The organism is Nocardia sp. NPDC003183, assembly GCF_053590715.1.
Window position 1 is genome coordinate 63376 of record NZ_JBSFTG010000002.1, and the last position, 21663, is coordinate 85038.

General features: G+C 68.1%; 21 protein-coding genes. 13 read left to right on the plus strand and 8 right to left on the minus strand.

All coding sequences use genetic code 11. The annotated features are described in order from the left end of the window. Positions 1–175 precede the first annotated feature (175 nt). On the plus strand, positions 176–2227 hold the full coding sequence (locus ACWDXS_RS08095; RefSeq protein WP_449963572.1) for a thioredoxin domain-containing protein: 2052 nt from the start codon (positions 176–178) through the stop codon (positions 2225–2227). A 12-nt stretch (positions 2228–2239) separates the two neighbouring features. Here the strand turns inward: ACWDXS_RS08095 and ACWDXS_RS08100 are convergent, their stop codons facing one another. Beyond that, on the minus strand, positions 2240–3721 hold the full coding sequence (locus ACWDXS_RS08100; RefSeq protein WP_379314435.1) for an adenylate/guanylate cyclase domain-containing protein: 1482 nt from the start codon (positions 3719–3721) through the stop codon (positions 2240–2242). 115 nt (positions 3722–3836) lie between these two features. Continuing rightward, on the minus strand, positions 3837–4502 hold the full coding sequence (trhA, locus tag ACWDXS_RS08105; protein WP_378993047.1) for a PAQR family membrane homeostasis protein TrhA: 666 nt from the start codon (positions 4500–4502) through the stop codon (positions 3837–3839). Positions 4503–4749: 247 nt separating this feature from the next. Between trhA and ACWDXS_RS08110 the strand changes: the two genes are divergently transcribed. The 3 genes from ACWDXS_RS08110 to ACWDXS_RS08120 all read left to right on the plus strand — a co-directional run bounded on the left by ACWDXS_RS08110 (position 4750) and on the right by ACWDXS_RS08120 (position 7339). After that, positions 4750–5529, plus strand: a complete 780-nt coding sequence (locus ACWDXS_RS08110; RefSeq protein WP_266293063.1) for an isoprenyl transferase — start codon at positions 4750–4752, stop codon at positions 5527–5529. A gap of 29 nt (positions 5530–5558) precedes the next feature. Further along, positions 5559–6125, plus strand: coding sequence for a hypothetical protein (locus ACWDXS_RS08115; RefSeq protein WP_378993045.1), 567 nt, complete (start codon positions 5559–5561; stop codon positions 6123–6125). 83 nt (positions 6126–6208) lie between these two features. Continuing rightward, complete coding sequence (locus ACWDXS_RS08120; RefSeq protein ID WP_378993044.1) at positions 6209–7339, plus strand: hypothetical protein; 1131 nt, start codon at positions 6209–6211, stop codon at positions 7337–7339. Between the two features lie 22 nt (positions 7340–7361). Here ACWDXS_RS08120 and coaA read toward each other — a convergent pair whose 3' ends face one another. Then, on the minus strand, positions 7362–8294 hold the full coding sequence (gene coaA / locus ACWDXS_RS08125) for a type I pantothenate kinase (protein WP_101465876.1): 933 nt from the start codon (positions 8292–8294) through the stop codon (positions 7362–7364). A 199-nt stretch (positions 8295–8493) separates the two neighbouring features. Between coaA and ACWDXS_RS08130 the strand changes: the two genes are divergently transcribed. Then, the gene (locus tag ACWDXS_RS08130) at positions 8494–9705 is read left to right on the plus strand and encodes a DUF885 domain-containing protein (RefSeq protein ID WP_378993042.1); all 1212 of its coding nucleotides are present in this window, start codon (positions 8494–8496) and stop codon (positions 9703–9705) included. On the opposite strand, the gene ACWDXS_RS08135 is transcribed toward ACWDXS_RS08130, so the two are convergent. Continuing rightward, positions 9695–9817, minus strand: coding sequence for a hypothetical protein (locus ACWDXS_RS08135; protein WP_449963579.1), 123 nt, complete (start codon positions 9815–9817; stop codon positions 9695–9697). The two genes, ACWDXS_RS08130 and ACWDXS_RS08135, sit on opposite strands and share 11 nt — an antisense overlap. A 171-nt stretch (positions 9818–9988) precedes the next feature. Here ACWDXS_RS08135 and glyA point away from each other — a divergent pair, with 171 nt between their 5' ends. The 3 genes from glyA (at position 9989) to ACWDXS_RS08150 (ending at position 12921) form a co-directional block, all read left to right on the plus strand. Beyond that, positions 9989–11284, plus strand: a complete 1296-nt coding sequence (gene glyA, locus ACWDXS_RS08140; RefSeq protein WP_378993039.1) for a serine hydroxymethyltransferase — start codon at positions 9989–9991, stop codon at positions 11282–11284. Positions 11285–11410: 126 nt separating this feature from the next. Beyond that, the gene (locus ACWDXS_RS08145; RefSeq protein ID WP_378636305.1) at positions 11411–11623 is read left to right on the plus strand and encodes a hypothetical protein; all 213 of its coding nucleotides are present in this window, start codon (positions 11411–11413) and stop codon (positions 11621–11623) included. Then, on the plus strand, positions 11623–12921 hold the full coding sequence (locus ACWDXS_RS08150; RefSeq protein ID WP_378993038.1) for a hypothetical protein: 1299 nt from the start codon (positions 11623–11625) through the stop codon (positions 12919–12921). The genes ACWDXS_RS08145 and ACWDXS_RS08150 overlap by 1 nt, the downstream gene beginning before the upstream one ends. A gap of 6 nt (positions 12922–12927) precedes the next feature. On the opposite strand, the gene ACWDXS_RS08155 is transcribed toward ACWDXS_RS08150, so the two are convergent. Both ACWDXS_RS08155 and ACWDXS_RS08160 read right to left on the minus strand, forming a co-directional pair. Further along, a complete protein-coding gene (locus ACWDXS_RS08155) occupies positions 12928–13911 on the minus strand; it encodes an LLM class F420-dependent oxidoreductase (protein WP_379313529.1) in 984 nt (327 codons plus the stop codon). Between the two features lie 34 nt (positions 13912–13945). Then, entirely contained in the window at positions 13946–15127 is a 1182-nt protein-coding gene (locus tag ACWDXS_RS08160) for an FAD-dependent monooxygenase (protein WP_378993035.1), read from the minus strand. Positions 15128–15236: 109 nt separating this feature from the next. Here ACWDXS_RS08160 and ACWDXS_RS08165 point away from each other — a divergent pair, with 109 nt between their 5' ends. Next, complete coding sequence (locus ACWDXS_RS08165) at positions 15237–15950, plus strand: TetR/AcrR family transcriptional regulator (RefSeq protein WP_449963586.1); 714 nt, start codon at positions 15237–15239, stop codon at positions 15948–15950. A 44-nt stretch (positions 15951–15994) separates the two neighbouring features. Further along, positions 15995–16414 carry a limonene-1,2-epoxide hydrolase family protein gene (locus tag ACWDXS_RS08170; protein WP_378636316.1) on the plus strand — a complete coding sequence of 140 codons (420 nt, stop codon included), beginning with the start codon at positions 15995–15997 and terminating at the stop codon, positions 16412–16414. Between the two features lies 1 nt (position 16415). Here ACWDXS_RS08170 and ACWDXS_RS08175 read toward each other — a convergent pair whose 3' ends face one another. Next, complete coding sequence (locus ACWDXS_RS08175; protein WP_378636318.1) at positions 16416–16688, minus strand: hypothetical protein; 273 nt, start codon at positions 16686–16688, stop codon at positions 16416–16418. 307 nt (positions 16689–16995) lie between these two features. On the opposite strand from ACWDXS_RS08175, the gene ACWDXS_RS08180 reads away from it, so the two are divergent. The 3 genes from ACWDXS_RS08180 to ACWDXS_RS08190 all read left to right on the plus strand — a co-directional run bounded on the left by ACWDXS_RS08180 (position 16996) and on the right by ACWDXS_RS08190 (position 20148). Further along, on the plus strand, positions 16996–18390 hold the full coding sequence (locus ACWDXS_RS08180) for a PhoH family protein (protein WP_378926338.1): 1395 nt from the start codon (positions 16996–16998) through the stop codon (positions 18388–18390). Positions 18391–18571: 181 nt separating this feature from the next. Next, positions 18572–19198, plus strand: coding sequence for an LGFP repeat-containing protein (locus ACWDXS_RS08185; protein WP_378993030.1), 627 nt, complete (start codon positions 18572–18574; stop codon positions 19196–19198). A gap of 95 nt (positions 19199–19293) precedes the next feature. Beyond that, positions 19294–20148, plus strand: coding sequence for an acyl-ACP desaturase (locus tag ACWDXS_RS08190; RefSeq protein WP_387445872.1), 855 nt, complete (start codon positions 19294–19296; stop codon positions 20146–20148). A 53-nt stretch (positions 20149–20201) separates the two neighbouring features. On the opposite strand, the gene ACWDXS_RS08195 is transcribed toward ACWDXS_RS08190, so the two are convergent. Then, on the minus strand, positions 20202–21602 hold the full coding sequence (locus ACWDXS_RS08195; protein ID WP_378993027.1) for a class II fumarate hydratase: 1401 nt from the start codon (positions 21600–21602) through the stop codon (positions 20202–20204). Positions 21603–21663 lie beyond the last annotated feature (61 nt).

Consider the following 21663-nt stretch of genomic DNA (forward strand, 5'->3'; position numbering starts at 1 on the left):
TTGCGATCGCGTTGATTTCAGTAGGAAAGGTAAATAATCGATGGCGGATTCGTGACCACGCGGTGGGCCGCACGGGGGATGCGAAGAAATTGCCTGACCACCGCCGGCCGGGCGAAGTCGGTGTCCACCACATGGGGCGCAGCCGGCGTTCGTCGCGTATGGCAGGGTGGAACTCGTGAACCGATTGGCCGGTGCGACCTCGCCCTATCTGCGTCAACACGCCGACAACCCCGTCCACTGGCGGGAGTGGGATGCCGACGCGCTAGCCGAGGCCGCCGTGCGCAATGTGCCGATCCTGCTGTCGATCGGATACGCGAGCTGCCACTGGTGCCATGTGATGGCCCACGAGTCCTTCGCCGACCTCGCCACGGCCGAACAGATGAACGCCGACTTCGTCTGCGTGAAGGTGGATCGGGAGGAGCGTCCCGATCTGGACGCGGTGTACATGAACGCCACCGTGGCCATGACCGGGCAGGGCGGCTGGCCCATGACGTGCTTCCTCACGCCCGACGGCGCGCCGTTCTACTGCGGTACCTACTACCCGAAGCAGCCGCGCGGCGGCATGCCGTCGTTCACGCAGTTGCTCAGCGCGGTGACCGAGACCTGGCGCAACCGGCGCGACGATGTGGACAAGGCCGCGCGGCAGGTGACCGATGCGCTCCAGGCGCAGGCATCGGGTCTGCCCGACGCCGAATTCGCGATTACCCCTGATCTTCTCGACAAGGCCGTGCCCGCGATCGTCGCCGACGAGGACTCGACGCACGGCGGATTCGGTGGGGCGCCGAAGTTTCCACCGTCGGCGTTGCTGGAAGGGCTGCTGCGGCACTGGGAGCGGACCGGCGACCAGTCGGTGTTCGACGTGGTCGAGCGCACGGCCGAGGCGATGGCGCGGGGCGGAATCTACGACCAGTTGCGCGGCGGGTTCGCGCGCTACTCCGTCGACGCCGGGTGGCTCGTGCCGCACTTCGAGAAGATGCTCTACGACAACGCCCTGCTGCTGCGCGCCTACGCCCATCTCGCGCGTCGCGCGCCCGTGACCCCGCTGGAATCGTTGCCGCACAGGGTGACCCGGGAGACGGTCGAATTCCTGCTCGGTGATCTCGGGACGGCGCAGGGCGGTTTCGCCTCCGCTCTCGACGCCGACACCCACCTCGAACCGGAGGGGCCCGGCGTCGAAGGCGCGACCTATGTGTGGACGCCGGCCGAGCTGATCGGCGAACTCGGCCCGCTCGACGGTATGTGGGCCGCCGACGCTTTCGGCGTCGGCACCGCCGGTAATTTCGAACAGGGCACCTCGGTGCTCACCCGCCACAGCGATCCCGTCGACGCCGAGCAGTCGTCCCGTTTCGACCGACTGCGCGCTCAGTTGTTCGAGGCCCGCACCCGGCGCCCCCAGCCCGCCCGCGACGACAAAGTGGTCACCGCCTGGAACGGCATGACCATCACCGCGCTCGCGGAAGCCGGTGCGGCACTGGAAGAACCGTCGTGGATCGCCGCCGCCGTGCGCTGCGCCCGCTACCTGCTCGACGTCCACCTCGTCGACGGCCGACTGCGCCGCGCCTCCCTCGACGGTGTCGCGGGCACCCCGCCCGGCGTCCTCGAGGACTACGCCTGGTTCGTCACCGGCCTGCTCGCCCTCTACCAGGCCACCGGCGAATCCGACTGGCTCGCCGCCGCACAGCTGTTGCTGGACAACACGATCGACCACTTCGCCGATCCCGAACGCCCCGGCAGCTGGTTCGACACCGCCGACGACGCCGAAACCCTGGTCGCCCGTCCCCGCGACCCCGTCGACGGCGCCACCCCGTCCGGCGCCTCCGCGTTGGCCGAGGCCCTCCTCACCGCCTCGGCGGTCGCCGATACCGACCGAGCTATCCGCTATCGCGAACTCGCCGACCAGACCCTCGCCCTCGGCGCGATCCTGCTGGCTCGCGCACCCCGCACCGCGGGCAACTGGCTCTCCGTCGCCGAAGCGGCGGTCCGCGGCCCGTACCAGGTAGCCATCGCGGCCACCGAGAAGTCCGCCACGGCAATGGAACTCCTGGCCGCCGCCCGTGCCTGCGCCCCTGGCGGCTCGATCATCCTCGCGGCCCCGCCGAACACCGCCCCGCTCCTCACCGACCGCCCCCTCGTCAACGGCGCCCCCGCCGCCTATGTCTGCCGTGGCTCGGTCTGTGACCTCCCGGTCACCGATCCCGCCGCCCTGACGGCTTCGCTTCGGCGGTAACGGACCTGGTTCTCACTTTCTCGGTGAGATGTCTGTCCAGGTCCGGGTTCGGCCGGGGATTCCGCGCAGCCGTAAGTCCTTGTAGCGCTTCCACTTGGCTCGTTCGGCCGGGGTCGCGGCCTGCCAGATCGCATCGCTGACCAACACCCGCCGCGGTGCTTCCTTCGCCACCGTCGTGAGGCGGGCCGCTTCGTTGACCGCGTCGCCGATGACGGTGAATTCGAGGCGGGTGTCGGCGCCGACGTCGCCGGCGAAGACCTGACCGCGAGCGACGCCGATGCCGACGTCGAGCTCGCCGGTGTCGACTACTTCGTCGCGGATGCGGCGGGCGGCGCGCAGGGCGGGGGTGGCGTTGTCCTGGAGTGCGGAAGGCGCGCCGAAGATGCACAGCGCGGCGTCGCCGGCGAACTTGTTCACCAGGCCGCCGTTGTCCTCGGTGGCCGCTACGACGGTGGCGAGCAGCCGGTTGAGTTTGTGGACGAAATCCTCGGGGGCCATTTCGGCGGAGAGCTGCACCGAGCCGGTGACGTCGACGAACAACGCCGAGACGATGCGCACATCGCCGGTGAGGTCGGAGCTGCCCGACAGGGCGCGTTCGGCCACCGTGGAGCCGACGTGCCTACCGAAGACGTCCTCGGTGTGCATCTGGTCGCGCAGGGTGGCGGCGAGTTCGTTGACGGAGTGTTCGAGGCGGCCGATCTCGCTCGCGCTGCCGACGGGCACCCGCACATCGAGTTCGCCGCGGGTGATCCGGTCCAGCGCCCGGTACATCGTGCGCATCGGCGTGGCCACCGAGCGCGCGAGCAGCGCGGTGGCGAGGGCGCCCACGCCGAGCGCGACGATCGAGAACAGCCACGCCGCGCGCACCCGGTCCGATGCCGGGGTGGTCGTGTCGCTGAGGACGACGATGATGATCAGCGCCGGCAGCGCGCTGGACACCGCCCAGGTGACGAGCACCCGCACCAGTACGGTCGAGCTGGGATGGACGGTCGGCCCGAGCACCGCGGCGATGATCGGCACGGCCGGGCGGATCAGGCGGTCGAGGATCAGGTAGATCGCGCCCGCGGCCTCCAGCCCGCCGAGGGCGAATCCGGCCAGCAGCACGGTGATGTTGTGATAGTCGGTGTACCGGTCGACGAGCCACACGGTCAACGCGACGCCCGGTGTCCACAGGATGATCGCGCGCAGGGTGATCGCGGCGGGCAGCCGGATCAGGACCCGCGCTTCCTCCGGCGTCGGTTTGCGGTTGTCGTCGAGCCAGCGCATATATCGGCGCCGGTCGTAGAGCGCGATCCCGATCCCGAGGGTGAAGGCGAGCACCGGGTAGATCAGGATCAGGACGGCCGCGTCACTCCAGTCGTCGCCGATCCGGGTGAACACGCCACCCGCCCAGCTGACCAGGAAGATGGCCGCCACCCCGACCATATTGGCGGTGATGACCACCAGCGCGAGTCCCCAGTAGGACCGCAGCGCCCACCGGACCAGCCGGTTCACCGCGCACGCCCGAGCCCGGCGCCCGAGGACGCCCGGGCATCACGAGCTGCGCTGACGGGTGACACAACTACCGAGCATAGAAGGCGCGCAGGCCGCGGCCGCGCGCACGCGCCGTTCAGCCGAGCACGACCAGCCAGATCGCGATGTAGTGACACAGCGCCGCGACCACCGTCGCGGCGTGGAAGAACTCGTGGTGCCCGAAGTCGGGCCAGGGGTTGGGCCACTTGGTCGCGTAGAGAACAGCCCCCACGCTGTAGATCACGCCACCGACCGCGAGCAGCACCAGCGGCGCTACTCCGACGTTGTGCAGCAGCTCGGGGGCCACCGGCACGATCGCCCACCCGAGCAACAGGTACAGCGGCACCCCCACCCACGCGGGCGCGGTAGGCCACAGCAACTTCAACGCGATCCCGGCGACGGCCCCCGCCCACACCACGGCCAGCAGGATCTGCCCGGTCCGCCCGGGCAATCCGAGCAGCGCGAACGGCGTGTAACTGCCCGCGATGAACAGGAAGATCATCGAATGGTCGGCCCGCTTCATCCGCACCCGTGTCCGCACGCTCGCCCAGGTGACCCGGTGATACACCGCGCTCACCCCGAACAGCGCGCACACCGAGATCCCGTAGAGCAGCGTCGACCAACCCGCGGTCAACGACGTGAGGAACCCGAACACCACGAGCACCGTCACCGCGACAGCGGCGACGCCGACCGCCCACGTATGGATCCAGCCACGAAAACGGGGCTTGATCACCGTGGCGATCTCAGTCAGGACATCGTCCACGTAACCTCCCGAGCCGGAACCTACGGTACCGTAGGTTGTGCCCAACCGTACGTCAACCGCCCATCTCGACACCACAAACGTGCCCCTGGCCACACAAAACCCGACCGGCTGATCTCGGGAGGACATGGGTAACTTCCCGACCACCCCGAAACCCGGCCTTGCCCGTGCCGCCGGCCCGGCACGGATCTCACCCCCTACTCGCGACCGGCAAAATACTCGGGGAGGCGGGCAAGCGTAGGGTGCGGGCGTGGAGTTTCTTGGTCGGGTGCGTGGATTGCCGTACCGCATCTACGAAGCCAGGCTGTCGCAGCAGCTGGCAGACAAGCAGCACCCTCGCCACGTCGCCGTCATGTGCGACGGCAATCGACGCTGGGCGCGTGAGAACGGGTTCACCGATGTGAGCCACGGCCATCGCGTCGGCGCGCTGAAGATCGCCGAGCTCGTCGGCTGGTGTTCCGACCAGGGCATCGAGATGGTCACCGTCTACCTGCTCTCCACCGAGAATCTGCGCCGCGACCCCGAAGAGCTCGAGACCCTGTTCGAGGTCATCACCGATGTCGTCGAGGAACTGTCCGCCCCGGAGCAGAACTGGAGCGTGCGGATCGTCGGGTCGCTCGAGGGTTTCCCCGAGTTGATCGCCAAGCGGCTGCGGGTGGCCGCCGAGCGAACGAGCGGGCGCGACGGCGTGCACGTGAATGTCGCGGTGGGTTACGGCGGCCGCCAGGAGATCACCGACGCGGTGCGCTCGCTGGTGCGCCAGGAGATCGCCTCGGGCGAGTCGGGCGAGGATCTGGTGCAGTCGATTACGGTCGACGCGATCGGCCAGCATCTCTACACCTCCGGTCAGCCCGACCCGGACCTGGTGATCAGAACCTCTGGTGAGCAGCGGCTTTCGGGGTTCCTGTTGTGGCAGAGCGCCTATTCGGAGATCTGGTTCACCGAGGCGTATTGGCCGGAATTCCGGCGCGTCGACTTCCTGCGCGCACTAAGGGATTACGCCGCGCGCCACCGCCGTTTCGGCGTGTGAGGCCGTAGCCGTCGCGTACTCTGCGGTCAGTGGAACCCGGACAGCCTTCTTACATCAGCTATGAGGAATTCGGCAGGCGTTTCCTGGAATACGCCGTCTCCGAGCAGCGCATCGCCGACGCGTTCGGCCAACTCACCGGTGCCGCTTTCGATTTCGGGCCGATCGGGGTGGGGCCGGGTCGCTTGGCGAAGGTCACCGCGCAGGTGGAGCTCGGGCAGCCACGAATCCTGCGTTTCGTCGACGCGTTCATCTCCTTCGAACTGACCATTCCCTTGCGCGTGGATCTGGTTCTCGATCTGGCGGTCGACAGGTCGCGTTTCCGGGTCGACGGCACCGTGCATCTGCATCTCACCGCGCGCACCGCCGACCCACTGCGGGTGGTCATCGACATCGCCGAGCCGCGTCCCGGCGATGTGCGGGTCAATGTCGCCAGCAGCTCCAAGCGCGGCGAGTTGCTGCGGGTGCTGGCCAGCGTCGACCACGAGATCCGCCGGTTCGTCGCCCGGTACGTCGCACAGGAGATCCGCAAACCCGAGATCGCGGCGGTCCGCAATATCGACGTGGCGACCAGGCTCGACGCGGCCTGGAAGTTGTAGCGGAGTAGGCCCGATCCGGCGCCACCCCCCGCTAGGCTGCTGCGCGAGACCGGGCCCGACGACACATTGCAGGGGTGTGAGCTGTGGGAATTGCGACGAAGGCGAGCGGGTGGCGGGCGCGGATCGTGGTGCTCGGCGTCGTGTGCGGTGCCGTGGCGGTCGTCGCGGGCTGCGGTGGGGTCGACCAGCCCGCGCCGCCACGACTGACGCCCGCCGAGGAGCAAGCCGCGAAGGGCGCGGTGTTCGCCTATCGCACCGACGCCGAGCTGGCGGTGGTGCGCGGCGGCGAAACCGTGCGGGCGCCGGGCAGTTTCGGCTATTCGTCGGCCGCGGTGGCGTTCACCAGGGACGGGCACTACGCCTTCGCGGTGGAGAGCGGTAGCAAGACGCTGGTCGCGGTGGGTGTGCGCGACCGGTCGGTGACCCGCATACCGTGTGACTGCGCCAACGCCGTGGCGTTGCGCGGTTCGGTGGTCGGCTGGTGGCGGGAGCCGGGCGAGATCATGAGCATGGACCTGGCCGGTTCCGAGCCCGCCGCGCCCGAACGCGAGATCGTCCTGCCGGATTCGCCGAGTCCGCTCACCGGTGGTGGGTGGGGCGGGGCCGAACTTGTGGCGGCCACCGATGAGTTCGTGCTGCTGGCCCGGGTGGAATCGCGCGGCCTGTGGTGGGAGAAGAGTCACCTCTACGCCATCGGCTCCGATGTCATCCTGCCGCTGGGTCGTGTGCCCGGCATCGACGCCGGACTGTCGGCCGCCGCCGGTCCCGATGGGCACACCTTCGTGCTGGCCGGGGCCACCGCGCGCAGCGCGACCTGCGGCAGCGGCAACGTGGCGACCATCGACGCCGCCAACAACGGTGTCCTGGCGATGCCCACCCTGCCGGGTGAGTGCTCGGCGGCCTACAACCCGCGCTGGAGCGCCGATGGTTCGATCACGATCGCCACCCGCAAGTGGTCCGACCTCGCGGGCGCGCCGAGCACCGTCGACCGGATGCAGTTGGCGGCGCAGGGGTGGGCGCCGGTCGGGGAGTACCCGGTGGTCGACATGCTCCCGCGGAAACAGGCGCAGGAGCCGATGCTCGAGGTGGTCGCCGGTGAGCCCACCGACGCGCGCGGCACGCCGCATGGAGTCCTGGTCGTCCACCAGGGCGAGGACAGCGCGGAAGTGGCGACGCAGGTCGTCTCGTTGGGCTCGCCGACGGCCACCGGCTGAGCGGTGTCGGCGCGCGAGCCGATCAGAGTTTGCGCAGCCGCAGCCTGTTGATCGTGTGGTCGGAGTCCTTGCGCAACACCAGGGTTGCGCGGGGGCGCGTCGGCAGGATGTTCTCCACCAGGTTGGGCCGGTTGGTGGAGTGCCAGATATCGCGCGCGGCCGCGGTGGCCTGTTCGTCGTCGAAGGCCGCGTAGTGGTGGAAGTGCGCGTCGGGGTCGGCGAAGCCGGTCTTGCGCAACGCGAGAAAGCGCTGCACATACCAGTTCTCGATGTCCTCGATGCGGGCGTCGACGTAGATGGAGAAGTCGAACAGGTCCGACACCATCAGTCGCGGACCGGTCTGCAGCACGTTCAGGCCCTCGACGATGAGAATGTCGGGCTGGCGGACACAGTGCTTCTCGTCGGGCACGATGTCGTAGGACTTGTGCGAATACACCGGCGCGCACACCTCTTCGGCGCCCGACTTCACCTCGGTGACGAATCGCAGCAGCTTGCGCCGGTCGTAGCTTTCCGGGAAACCCTTGCGGTGCATGATGCCGCGACGGATGAGTTCGGCTGTGGGATAAAGGAATCCATCGGTGGTCACCAGGTCGACCCGGGGGTGGTGATCCCAGCGCGCCAGCAGCGCCTGGAGCACGCGCGCGGTGGTCGACTTGCCGACCGCGACACTGCCCGCGACACCGATCACGAACGGCACCTGCTTGTCGGGATGTTTCTCGCCGAGGAAGGTGGCGGTGGCGGCGAACAGCCGCTGCCGGGCCGCGACCTGGAGATGGATCAACCGCGCCAGCGGCAGGTACACCTCGGCGACTTCGTCGAGGTCGATCTGCTCGCCGAGACCGCGCAGGCCGGTCAGCTCGTCCTCGGTCAGTACCAGGGGAGTCGACTTGCGCAGTGTGCGCCACTGGCTTCGATCGAACTCCACATAGGGGCTCGGTTCGCTCATCCGTGCCACCTACCCGACCCTCCGTCCGGGCGCATCCGCACAGCTTGGCTGCCCGTCTGGTGAGATCCGGGATAACTCTGACCGCATAGCGAGATTGTGCTCCGTGCTCGCTGCCCGCGCGCAACAGGGGGTTTGGCTACCGGTCGGTAACCAGCGACAACGCCGAGGTAAGACCCCATTTTCCGATCGACCACGTAATGTCGGGCGGATGGGGTCACATCCACTTGTCACCGAATACCTGCGCCTGGGTTTGGCTTTCGATCGCCTCGAAGAGGGGTTCGTCGACGCCTACACCGGCGATCCGCAATTGCGCCGCGATATCGAGAACGCGGCCGTCCCGGTGCCCTCGGAGCTGGCCCGGCGCGCCGTCGATCTGCGCGCCGCCCTGCCCGATGCCGGGCTCTCGGCGCAGCGCACCGAATTCCTCGATGCCCACCTGGTGGCGATGGAATGCTCGGCCCGCAAGTTCGCCGGCGAGCAGATCGGCTTCGTCGACGAGGTCCGCGCCTACTTCGACGTCGACATCGCACCGGGCGACCCCGACGACTATCGCGAAGCGCACCGGCAGATGGACGAGGTGCTCGGCGGCGACGGACCGCTGGCCGAACGCGCCGCCGCCTACCGCCGCGGTGACGAGATCCCCCCGGAAAAGCTCGCTACCTGTGTCGAAGCGTTCTCGAGTGCGCTGCGGGAGCGGGTACGCGAGCGCTACCCGCTGCCCGACAACGAGCACGTCACCTACGAGGTGGTCGGCGACAAGCCGTGGTCCGGCTTCAACTACTACCTGGGCAATTTCGCCTCGACGGTCGCGATCAACTCCGACCTCAAACAGCACATGGGCAACCTCCCCGCGCTCATCGCGCACGAGGCCTACCCCGGTCATCACACCGAGCACTGCCGCAAGGAGGCCGGACTGGTCGCGGCGGGCGAGGACGAGCAGACACTGTTCCTGGTCAACACCCCGCAGTGCCTGATGGCCGAGGGCCTCGCCGACCTGGCCCTTCGGTCGATCGTCGGGCCCGGCTGGGGAGTCTGGGCGCAGGAGATCTACGCCGACCTCGGCCTTCGTTTCGACGGTGAACGGGCCGAACGCTTCTCGACCGCGTCGGCGAAACTGCTGAACGTGCGTCAGGACGCCGCGCTGCTGCTGCACGATCAGCATCGCAGTGAGGACGAGGTGGCGCTGTTCCTGCAGCGGTGGATTCTGGCGACGCCGGAACGGGCGCGGCAGTCGCTGCGGTTCCTGTCCTCGCCGCTGTGGCGGGCCTACATCAGCACCTATGTCGAGGGTTACCGCCTGCTCGGTGGGTGGCTCGACGGTGCGGTCGGCGCCCAGGATCGGGTCGAGCGGTTCGGGCGTCTACTCGACGAGCCGCTGACGCCGGGGGCGATCCGGCGGATGAGTGTCGCTACTGGATGACGGCGCAGCCGCCGGGGGTCAACAGCGAGCAGACCAGGTAGTTGATCTGCAGCAGGAGTGCCTCGATCGGGTCGGACGGTGCGATGGCCGGGGTCACGGGCAGTGCGGTCATATCTGTGTCATCGGTCACCGTCGGACGGGTCGTTACGCCGAGTCTGTTGTGTTCGACGGCTATCGAACCTGGTCAGCCGGGCTGTGACCCTGGTCTCTCCGGTGGCGGCTCGGACGGTGTTGCGGTATCCCCGTGCTCGGCTCGCACACGGTCGGCAATAGACTCGACGGCGTGACGCAGACGACCGCTTCGGTGAATACCCAGTCTCTCGGTGAGCTCGATCCCGAGTTGGCCGCCGCGATGGCGGGCGAGCTCGCCCGCGAACGCGACACCCTCGAGATGATCGCTTCGGAGAACTTCGTGCCGCGCGCGGTCCTGCAGGCGCAGGGCTCCGTCCTCACGAACAAGTACGCCGAGGGGTACCCGGGCCGCCGCTACTACGGCGGCTGCGAGGCCGTCGACGTGGTGGAGACCCTGGCTCGCGACCGTGCCAAGGAGCTCTTCGGCGCCGAATTCGCCAACGTGCAGCCCCACTCGGGCGCGCAGGCCAACGCCGCGGTGCTGATGGCGCTGATGAACCCGGGCGAGACCCTGCTGGGGCTGGACCTCGCGCACGGCGGTCACCTCACCCACGGCATGCGCCTGAACTTCTCGGGCAAGCTCTACGACGTCCACTCCTACGGTGTGTCGAAGGAAGACCACCGGATCGACATGGACGAGGTGCGTGACATCGCGCGCAAGGCCAAGCCGAAGGTGATCGTCGCCGGCTGGTCGGCTTACCCGCGCCACCAGGACTTCGCCCGCTTCCGTGAGATCGCCGACGAGGTCGGCGCCTACCTGTGGGTCGACATGGCGCACTTCGCCGGCCTGGTCGCCGCCGGTCTGCACCCCTCGCCCGTGCCGTACGCCGACGTGGTGTCCTCCACCGTGCACAAGACCCTCGGCGGTCCCCGCTCCGGTCTGATCCTGGCCAAGCAGGAATTCGCCAAGAAGCTCAACTCCGCGGTGTTCCCCGGTCAGCAGGGCGGCCCGCTCATGCACGTGATCGCCGCCAAGGCCGCCGCGTTCAAGATCGCCGCCACCGAGGAGTTCGCCGACCGTCAGGTCCGCACCCTGTCCGGCGCGCGTATCCTCGCCGAGCGTCTGACCGGCGCCGACGTGAAGGACAAGGGTGTTTCGGTCCTGACCGGCGGCACCGACGTGCACCTGGTCCTGGTCGATCTGCGTAACTCCGAGCTCGACGGTCAGCAGGCCGAGGATGTCCTCCACGAGGTCGGCATCACCGTCAACCGCAACGCCGTCCCGTTCGACCCTCGCCCCCCGATGGTCACCTCGGGCCTGCGCATCGGCACGGCGGCCCTGGCCACCCGTGGTTTCGGCGACACCGAGTTCACCGAGGTAGCCGACATCATCGCCGCCGCCCTGGCGGGCACCTCCGACGTCGACACCCTGCGCGGCCGGGTGTCGCGCCTGGCCCAGAGCGTCCCGCTCTACCAGGGTCTCGAGGACTGGCGCCTGCTCGGCTGAGCCGGAGAACCTCTGCCCGATGGCCCCTGTCAGCTCCATGCAGACAGGGGCCATCGTGTTGTCGGAACACACAAAGTTCCGGTGAATCGCGTACGGGCCTAATGGAATAGGGCATGGTCAGTCCGTATGGAATATCGACGCGCGCTGGCGCGTGAGGTCGGCGGGGAGGTGCACGCGTTCGAATTGCTCTCCGAGGCCGAGGCCAGGGAGCTGATCGAACTGTTCCGCGCCGCGCGGGCCAACGAGGTGCGGGCGCTGCGCCGGGCCATCGATGCCGCGCTCACCGCGATGCCCGCTCCGCTGCGTAAGGTCTCGCGCAAGATCCTCTTCGGCAGCTGATGATCGAAACCGAACTCGAAGCTCAGACACAGCTCGTTGTGCTCGCGCGCACGCTGAAAGTGCCGCCGCAGCGCCTCGCACCGCTGGCCCGTCTGGGCGCGGTGCATCTGTCGGCGATACAGCAGCAGATCCTGCGCGCACTGCATGCCGAGCACGCGGACACCTTCCGCCGGGTCAGCCCGCTCGTGCCGATCTTTCCGGTGGGTGTGGGCGTCGCGCTCTTCGAGCGGGTGGTGCCGCCGGTGCTCGCCGCCCGATTCCTCGGCGCGGTCGGCGTCAAACATCCGCGCAAGTGCGCGCAGGCGCTGTGCGCGGTCGATGCCGTCTACGCGGCCGACGGAGCGCCGTACCTGGACCCGAATGTCTTCGAACAGCTGATGCGATACGGCAGGCCGGAGCCGATCACCCTCATCATCAACGAGCTGTTGCGGCGTCGCGACTACGTGACGGCCGCGCGGTTCCTCTCGGTGGTGAACGAGCCGCTGATCGCGGCATTGGAGCAGACCGTCCTCGATGACGCGGGCTTGGTCTTCACCGCCGCCTACGCCTACCCGGCGCACACGTTGAGCCGGATCGTGCGGCAGTTGCTGGCGGGCCCACGCCAGCGGGTGCCGGCCATGCTCCACACCGTCCTGGCGGGCCCACCCACCCTGCATCACGCGATGCTCGCCCTGTTCTGCAAGGTCGACCCCGAAATCACCGGCATTCTCGGCGACATCTTCTTCGGCCGCGGCACCACACACGAGGTCGGCCGATTCCTGCTCACCGCGGTCAACCGGAATGCCTCGCCCGCACTGCTCACCGTGATCGGCAGACTCGAACCCGTTGCCCTGTGGGCCTTGTCGACGAACCCGCAATTCGCGAACACCGACGTGCTCGGCGCGCTGGTCCGCTCGCTGGACGGCAAGGACGAAGCCGACCCGTGGCGCGGGCTGTTCGCCCTGTCCGCCCGCCTGAGCGAACCGGCCCGCCGCCACATCGCCGCCACCCTCGCCGAACTCGACGAAACCTCGGTAGCCGCCCTGCCCGCGCACGCCACCGACGCCACCTACTGGCCCGCTCTCCTGCAACTACTCGCCGAATCCGAACCCGCCGCCCAGTCCCGAGTCGCCGCGATCTGGTCGCGCCTTTCCCCCGAATGGCAAGCGGGCATCGAACGCCACATCCACGAAAACCGCTACGACACCCGCCTGAGCCGCATCACCAACGCCCTCACCACCGTCACCCCGGAAGAAGTCTTCTTCCGTCGCCGCCAGCAGAACCGCCAGCGAGGAGAAGACCACTTCGCGTCGTGGTGAGCTCGCTCAGTGCACCAGCGGGCTCAGGGTGCGGCCGACCCGGTCGATGACACCGGGCTCGTGGCCGTTGGCGATCAGGTTGATGATGACGCCGTCGATGCCGTGGTCGAGGACGCGGGCCTGGATCTGTTCGGCGACTTCGTCCGGGGTGCCGGCGAATTGGCGGTCGGCGACGGTGGCCCGGCGTTCGGCTTCGGTCAGGGTGGACAGGTCGACGCCGAGTCGCGACAGCATGTCGGCCTGGGTCTTTCGGGCGCGGTCACCGTCTTCGTCGACGATGGTCAGCGCGAGAAAGCTGGTCTCCAGGGTGGCGGGGTCGCGGCCCGCCTCCTCGCACCGCTGGTGCAGAGCGTCGAGTTTGCGGGGCAGTTCGGAGGCGTTGCAGATGATGTTGAGGTGATCGGCGAAGCGGGCGGCCATGCCGAAGGTCTTCTTCTCGCCGCCACCGCCGAGCAGAATCGGCAGGTCGTCGCGGATGCGTGGCTCGTTCATCGCGTTCTCGGTGTGGTACCACTTTCCGTCGAAGGTGGATCGCTGCCCGCGCAGCATCGGCGTGATGATCCGCAATGCCTCGTCGAGCCGCTCGAACCGCTCGGTGAAGGTGCCGAATTCGAACCCGTACTGCTGATGCTCCAGCTCGAACCACCCCGCCCCGATGCCGAGCACCGCCCGGCCACCGCTCACCACGTCGAGCGTGGTGACGGTCTTGGCCAGCAGGGCGGGATTGCGATAGGTATTGCCGGTGACCAAGGCCGACAACTGGATTCGCTCGGTCGCGGTAGCCAGACCCGACAGCGCCGAGTAGGCCTCCAGCATCGGCTCCTCGGGCTCGCCGATCAATGGCAGCTGATAGAAGTGATCCATCACGAAGGCGGCGTCGAACCCCGCCCCCTCCGCCTCCCTCGCCTGCGCGATCACCGCGGGAAACAGCTCACGCACCGAGGACGTGTTGCTGAAGTTGGGCATCTGATAGCCGAGTCGAATGCTCATGTCGCCGACTTTATGACTTGGAGTGCACTCCAAGTCAAGCGCTACACCCGACCAGCTGCGGATAGTCGATCAGGTCGATGTCGTTGGCGGCCTTGTCGCCGTATTTCAGCATGAGGGTGAAGAAGCGGGAGCCGAGGAACCAGTTGCGCGCCTTGATGCCCAGGGTGGTCTTGGGCGCGAGGAAGGGGCCCGCGTTGCTGTTGCCCGCGATTTTGGCGTAGCGCTTCATGATCCGGTCGTAGTTGGCGAAGGCGGTGATGTGATCACCCGCGGCGGCGGCCAGTTCGCCCGCGAGGACGTAGGCGCCGACAACGGCGAGGCCGGTGCCGAAGCCCGCCAGGGTGTTTCCGTAGGCGGCGTCGCCGATGAGGGCGACGCGGCCGCGGGTGTAGGCGCCGTTCATCCGGACCTGGCTGATCGAGTCGAGGTAGATGTCGTCGAATTCGGCCAGGTCGGTGAGCATGCGGGGGGCATGCCATGCCATGTCGGCGAAGGTTTCGGTGATGATGCGGCGCTGGGCGTCGACGTCGTTGCGGGGGTAGTCGAGTTCGGGGGCGGCGAACATGTACATCTGCTGGGCCTTCGGGCCGCCGTCGATGGCGAGTTTGCCCGGGGTGTTGTGGGCGGCGCCTGCCGCTTTGTCGCGGGGCGTGGCCGCGTCGCTCCAGCGGCTCGCGCCGGCGACGCAGTAGTAGTAGCCGAGGTGCGCCACGTAGTCGGCCTCGGGGCCGAACGCCAATTTCCGGACTCGCGAATGGATGCCGTCGGCGCCCAGGACGAGGTCGAAGGTGCGGGGCGGGTTGTGCTCGAACCGTACGGCCACGCCGTCGCCGGTGTCGCGCAGGTCGGTGATGGTGTCGCCGAAGAGGTACTCGACGGTGTCGGCGGTCTTGTCGTACATGACCTCGGCCAGGTCGCCGCGCAGGATCTCCAGGTCGCCGCCGGTGAACTCGCCCGACATCACGCCGAGCTCACGCCCGTTGTCGTCGACGAAGACCAGGTCGGTGGTACCGGTACGCCGGGCCCGGACCTCGTCGAGGATGCCCATCCGCTCGAGCACGGTCAGGTGGGTCTTGCCCTTGAAGTCCACCGCCTGACCGCCTGCCCGCAGCGCGGGGGCACGTTCGACGACAGTGACGGAGAAGCCGTAGCGGTGCAGCCAGTAGGCGAGGGCGGGGCCGGCGACGCTGGCGCCGGAGATGAGAACAGTACGCATGATGCAACTCCCGAAGATCTGTGTCCGATGGAATCTGTATCCGGTGGATGCAGATAAGAGTATGGTAGACACAGTTTCACGTCAAGACGATTTTCGAGAGGATGGGCAGATGCCACCGCCGACCACGGTCGAGCTGTTGTGGGGGACCGCGCAGCGCCCCAAGCGCGGGCCCAAACCCGCGCTCACTCTCGACGGGATCGTCGCCGAGGCCATCGTGCTGGTCGACGCCGAAGGGCTGTCCGCGCTGTCGATGCAGCGGCTGGCCGAACGCCTCGGCTTCACCAAGATGTCGCTGTACCGATATGTGCCGGGCAAGGAGCAGTTGACCGCGCTGATGCTCGACGCGGCGATGGGCGAACCGCCGAAGGCCGCGGGCGCGCAGCAGAACTGGCGAACCGGCCTGCGCACCTGGGTCGAAGCGCTCTTCGCTCGCTACCGTGCGCACCCGTGGTCGATCGAGCTCACCGTCGGCATGCGGCCTCTCGGCCCGAACGAGATGGGCTGGACCGAGGCCGCCCTCACCGCACTGGCAGACACCGGACTCTCCGGCTCGGAGAGGCTGGACACGATCGTCCTGCTCAACGGTCACGCCCGCAGCCTGGCTCAGCAGGTCGCGTCGATGAGCGGGGACGGGGAAGTGCAGTTCACCGAGCAGTTCGCCGCGATGATGACCGCGGCCGCGGGTCGCTACCCCGAGGTGCAGGCCGCCTTCGCCGAGGAAGCCGCCGCGCCGGCGGGCAAGGGCGGACCCAACGACGCCCTGCGTTTCGGTGTCGAACGCATCCTCGACGGTCTCGCCGTCCTGATCGATCAGCGAAACTGAGCTGACCCCTGGCCCGGCCGCGATCGGCACCCTAGGCTCATCTCATGACCGACCAGCCGGAACTGCCGGAGCCCGCTGTCACCATCGTTCGCGAGTTCTTCAACGCACTCGAACTCAGCGCGGTCGACGAGGCGCTGGATCTGCTCGATCCCGCGATCGTCTGGAAGAACGCCTCGCTGCCGACCGTGCGCGGCAAGAATCGGGTCGCGGCGTTGTTGCGCGGCCTGGATCGACCGAAGCTCGGGTTCTCCGCGGAGATCCACCACATCGCCGCCGACGGCGACATCGTGCTCACCGACCGCACCGACTACCTGCACGTGGGCCCGGTGCGCATCGGCTTCTGGGTGAGCGGCACCTTCGAACTGCGCGACGGCCGAATCGTGCTGTGGGACGACCACTTCAGTAAGGGCAACGTCCTGCGCGGCGCCGTTGTCGGCGTGGTGAAGGCGATCACCGGCCGCTGAACTATCCGTGCTTGCGCAGATACTCCAGGTAGGTCGGGCGCAGCACATCGGCTAGTTTGCCGTCGCCCGCGTGGAAGTAGTCGTCGAGCATCGGCAGCACGTACTTGATGTCGGCCGAGCTCTCGCCGAGGTCGCCCGCCTCGGCCTGGGCCGCCGGAATCGACTTCAGCAGTTCCCACAGGAACTTCACGTCGCCGTGGCGCACGGCCGTCTTCACCGCGCGATCGTGCAGTTCCTTCGACGACAGCTTCTCCAGATCCTGGTCTTCGGCCATGTCATCGACTCTAGCCCTCGGTGGCGCACACGCGCCGGATCCGTCGCGACAGTGCCGGTTAACGACAAATTCACGGACACGTGTGCCGGTCCAGCAGCGCGGCTACGAATTCGGCGGTAGCGTCGGTGATGCGAGTCGCGTCGGTGTGATTCGTACGGGAGGTCCTGACCGTGACTGAGCTATTCAGTGCGAGAGGGCCGGCACCTGGCCCTCGTGGCGGTTGACTCAGCGTCAAACGCCCACAAGGACGGACCGGTCCAGCGAGATCGTTCGCACGGGTGCCGTGCGAACACATAAGGAGCCCACCGTGACTGCTGCACGCTCCGTTTCCGCTTCCGCGAAGCACACGGCCTCGGCCTCGGCCTCGAGCAATTCGGCCTCGAAGAAAGGGGCTCGCCCCTCACGTTCCGGTCGCAAGACTTTCGTCGTAGATACCTCTGTACTCCTGTCGGATCCCTGGGCCGTCACCCGGTTCGGGGAACACAGTGTGGTCCTGCCCCTGGTCGTGATCAGTGAGTTGGAGGCGAAACGGCACCACCACGAGCTCGGCTGGTTCGCCCGCGAAGCTCTGCGCATGCTCGACGACCTGCGTGTGCAGCACGGCAGGCTCGACCAGGCGCTGCCCATCGGCACCGACGGCGGCACCCTGCAGGTAGAGCTCAACCACACCGATTCGTCGGTGCTACCCGCCGGATTCCGTTCCGACACCAACGATTCCCGCATCCTGGCCTGCGCGCTGAACTTCTCGGCCGAGGGCGAGGACGTGGTGCTGGTGTCGAAGGACATCCCGCTGCGCGTCAAGGCGAGCGCGGTCGGCTTGTCCGCCGACGAGTACCACGCGCAGGACGTGGTGACCTCCGGCTGGAGCGGGATGGTGGAACTCGACGTCGCGGGCGCGCAGATCGACCAGCTCTACACCGATTCGGTGATCGACCTCGACGATGCGCGAGAGTTGCCGTGCCACACCGGTGTTCGGTTGCTGGGCAGCAGCTCGAGCGCGCTGGGCCGGGTTACCGCGGACAAGCGGATCCAGCTGGTCAGGGAGCGGGAGGCCTTCGGGCTGCACGGGCGTTCGGCCGAACAGCGCATCGCCCTCGATCTGCTGCTCGACGAGAGCATCGGGATCGTGTCGATGGGTGGGCGCGCCGGTACCGGCAAGTCGGCTTTGGCGTTGACCGCCGGACTCGAGGCGGTGCTCGAGCGGCGCACCCAGCGCAAGGTGGTCGTGTTCCGGCCGCTGTACGCGGTGGGCGGGCAGGAACTGGGCTATCTGCCGGGTTCGGAGAGCGAGAAGATGGGCCCGTGGGCGCAGGCCGTCTTCGACACGCTCGACGGGCTGGCCAGCCGCGAGGTGCTCGAGGAGGTGCTCAGTCGCGACATGCTCGAAGTGCTGCCGCTGACCCACATTCGAGGGCGGTCGCTGCACGATTCGTTCGTGATCGTCGACGAGGCCCAGTCGCTCGAGCGCAATGTGCTGCTGACGGTGCTGAGCCGCCTCGGCACGGGTTCTCGGGTGGTGCTCACCCACGATGTCGCCCAGCGCGACAATCTGCGGGTCGGCAGGCACGACGGTGTGGCCGCGGTGATCGAAAAGCTCAAGGGACACCCGCTTTTCGCGCACATCACCCTCACCCGCAGTGAGCGCTCGCCGATCGCGGCGCTGGTCACCGAGATGCTCGAGGAGTACGGACCGAACGCGTAATCGTCGGCAATCGGGCCGCGTCGCGGCCGGAATCCGTTTGATTACCGCAAACAGTGGGTAATATCCGCTCCGACACCAATCCAGCAACGGCTCGGCGAACACTGTTCCGCCGGGCCGTTGCGGATGTCGGCCAGGCTCCATTCCGGGGGCACCCCCAGGGGCCACTCGCGAGAGGATGGATATGAACCACTTCGCTCGACGTACTGCTGCCGGGAGCGCCGCGGTCCTGGCCGCGGCGGGTCTGCTGCTCGCTGCCGGCTGCAGCGATGACGACAAGGACAAGGCAAACGACGCCGTCGCCTCGGTGACCTCCGCGATCGGCGCCCCGGGTGGCAGCGCCACCACCGAGCCCGGGATGGGCGGGATGACCACCACCCCCGGTTCGGAAACCACCTCCGGTTCCGAGACAACGTCCGGCGCGGCCACCACCAGTGGGGCGGCGGGCGAATCGACCACCGTCTCCACCCCGAACGGTGACATCGTGATCGCCGGCGAGGTGTACAAGAAGTACGTGGCGGCCGGCGGCGCCAGCAGCCCGCTCGGCGCACCGGAGGAAGCCCAGGAATCCGGCCCCGACGGCGGCGAGTACCAGGACTTCACCGGCGGCACCATCTACTGGAGCAAGGATACCGGCGCCCACATCGTGTGGGGTGACATCCGCGAGGCCTGGGAGGAGAACGGCGGCGCCAACGGCACGCTGGGCTACCCGACGAGCGACGAGAAGACCATCGCCGGAGGCAAGCAGAGCGACTTCACCGGTGGCACCATCACCTGGGTCAACGGCGAGACCACGGTGACCCCGAAGTAGTCGGGCCCCACGTCAGCGTCGCGCTCCGCCCAGCGCGGGGACCCGGTTCACCCCGTAGGTCCCCGCGCTTGCGCACGAGGTACTAAGTTGTCGGGGTGCAGAAAACTTTGACCGACCGCGAGCTGCTGGATTCGCTCGCGGACGAGGTGGAAATCAACCTGCGTCGCCATATCGAGGTGGCCGACGGCTGGCAGCCGCACGAGCAGGTGCCGTGGTCGGACGGGCGCAACTTCGCCTTCCTCGGCGGCGAGGACTGGACCCCGGAACAGTCCGAGCTCAGTGATACCGCCCGGCTCGCGCTGACCGTGAGTGTCCTGGTCGCCGACAATCTGCCCTCCTACCACCGTGAGCTCGGCAAGCACCTGCGCACCGGCCCCTGGTGGCGCTGGGTCGGCCGGTGGACGGCGGAGGAGAACCGCCACGAGATCATGATCCGCAACTACCTCATGCTCACGCGTGCGGTGGACCCGGTCGCGCTCGAGCGGGCCCGCATGCAGCACATGACCGACGGTTTCAACCGCCCCCCGATGCACCTCATCGACGTGCTGGCCACCTGCGCGTTCGAAGAGGCCGCTGCCGCGATCCGTCATCGCAACACCGCCGCGATCGGCGAGAACCCGATCGTCACCGCGATGGCCGAGAAGCTGGCCGCCGACGACGAACTGCAGGCCGAGTTCTTCGCCGTGCTCGTCGCCGCCGCCCTCGACCTGGTTCCCGATCAGGCAGTGCGCGCGATCGCCGATCGGGTCGCCGACTTCCGGGTACCGCACGTGGATCTGCCCGGTGGCGGATCCAGCGACGAGGCGCTGGCCGAGGCGGGCATCTACGACCCCGCGAAGGAGGGTGAGCTGGTGTTCAAGCCGCTGCTGCAGCGCTGGAACATCTTCTCCCGCACCGACTTCAGCGAAGAGGGCGAAAAGACTCGCGCCGAACTCGCGCACCTGGCCTGACCTTGCACAGCGAACGGCCGTCACCTCCTGCGAGGTGACGGCCGTTCGGCGTTTCAGCGGTCGACGTCGGCCATCGCCAGCACGTCGAGTTTGCGATCGAGCTCTTCGAGCGAGAGCTTGTCCGGGACGAGCCCGCGGTCGATGACGGTCTGCCGGATCGTCTTCTTCTCGCGCAGCGCCTGTTTGGCGACCGCGGCCGCTTCCTCGTAGCCGATGGCCGAGTTGAGCGGGGTGACGATCGACGGTGACGATTCGGCCAGGGTCCGCAGGTGCTCCTCGTCGGCGACGAGCCCGCTCACACACTTGTCGGCGAACAAGCGAGAAACGTTGGCCAGCAGGCGAATCGACTCGAGCAGATTGCGCGCCATCACGGGAATGTAGACATTGAGCTCGAACGCCCCGCTCGCCCCGCCGAACGCGATCGCCGCGTCGTTGCCGACCACCTGCACCGCCACCTGCGTCACCGCCTCGGGCAGTACGGGATTCACCTTGCCGGGCATGATCGAGCTACCCGGCTGCAGGTCCGGCAGCTGCAATTCGCCGAGCCCGGTCAGCGGGCCCGAACCCATCCAGCGGATGTCGTTGGCGATCTTGGTCAGGCTGACCGCGATGGTGCGCAGCGCGCCGGAGGCCTCGACGAGTCCGTCACGCGCGGCCTGGGCCTCGAAATGATCCTGCGCTTCGCGCAGCGCGTCGATTCCCGTGGTACGTACCAGTTGCGCGACGACCTTCGCACCGAATCCGGCGGGCGCGTTGAGACCGGTGCCCACCGCGGTGCCGCCGATCGGCAACTCGCCGAGGCGGGGAAGCACGGACATCGCGCGTTCGATACCGGCGGCGATCTGGCGGGTGTAGCCGCCGAATTCCTGGCCGAGCGTCACCGGCACCGCGTCCATCAGGTGGGTGCGGCCCGACTTCACCACGGTGCGCCACTGCTGCGACTTGTCGAGCAGCGCCAGGCGCAGATGGTCCAGCGCGGGAACGAGTTCGGTGATCACGGCCTCGGTGGCGGCCAGGTGTGTCGCGGTGGGGAAGGTGTCGTTGGAGGACTGCGACATGTTCACGTCGTCGTTGGGGTGCACGCTCACCCCGTTACGGGCGGCGATCGAGGCGATCACCTCGTTGGCGTTCATGTTCGAGCTGGTGCCCGAACCGGTCTGGAACACGTCGATCGGGAACTGGTCGTCGTGCTCCCCGTTCGCGATCTCGCCCGCCGCGGCGATGATCGCATCGGCCTTCACCGGATCGAGCAGGCCCAGATCCTTGTTGACCTGAGCGCACGCGGCTTTCAGCAGGCCCAGCGCCCGGATCTGGGCGCGCTCGAGTCCCCGCCCGCTGATCGGGAAGTTCTCGACGGCCCGCTGCGTCTGCGCCCGCCACAGGGCGTCGACAGGGACGCGAACCTCTCCCATGGTGTCGTGCTCGATCCGGTACTGCGCGTCGTCGTCAGCCATAGTTCGACCCTAGGACGAGAACACCGCGAATGGTGGCCACACACCAGCGCGAAATCCCACA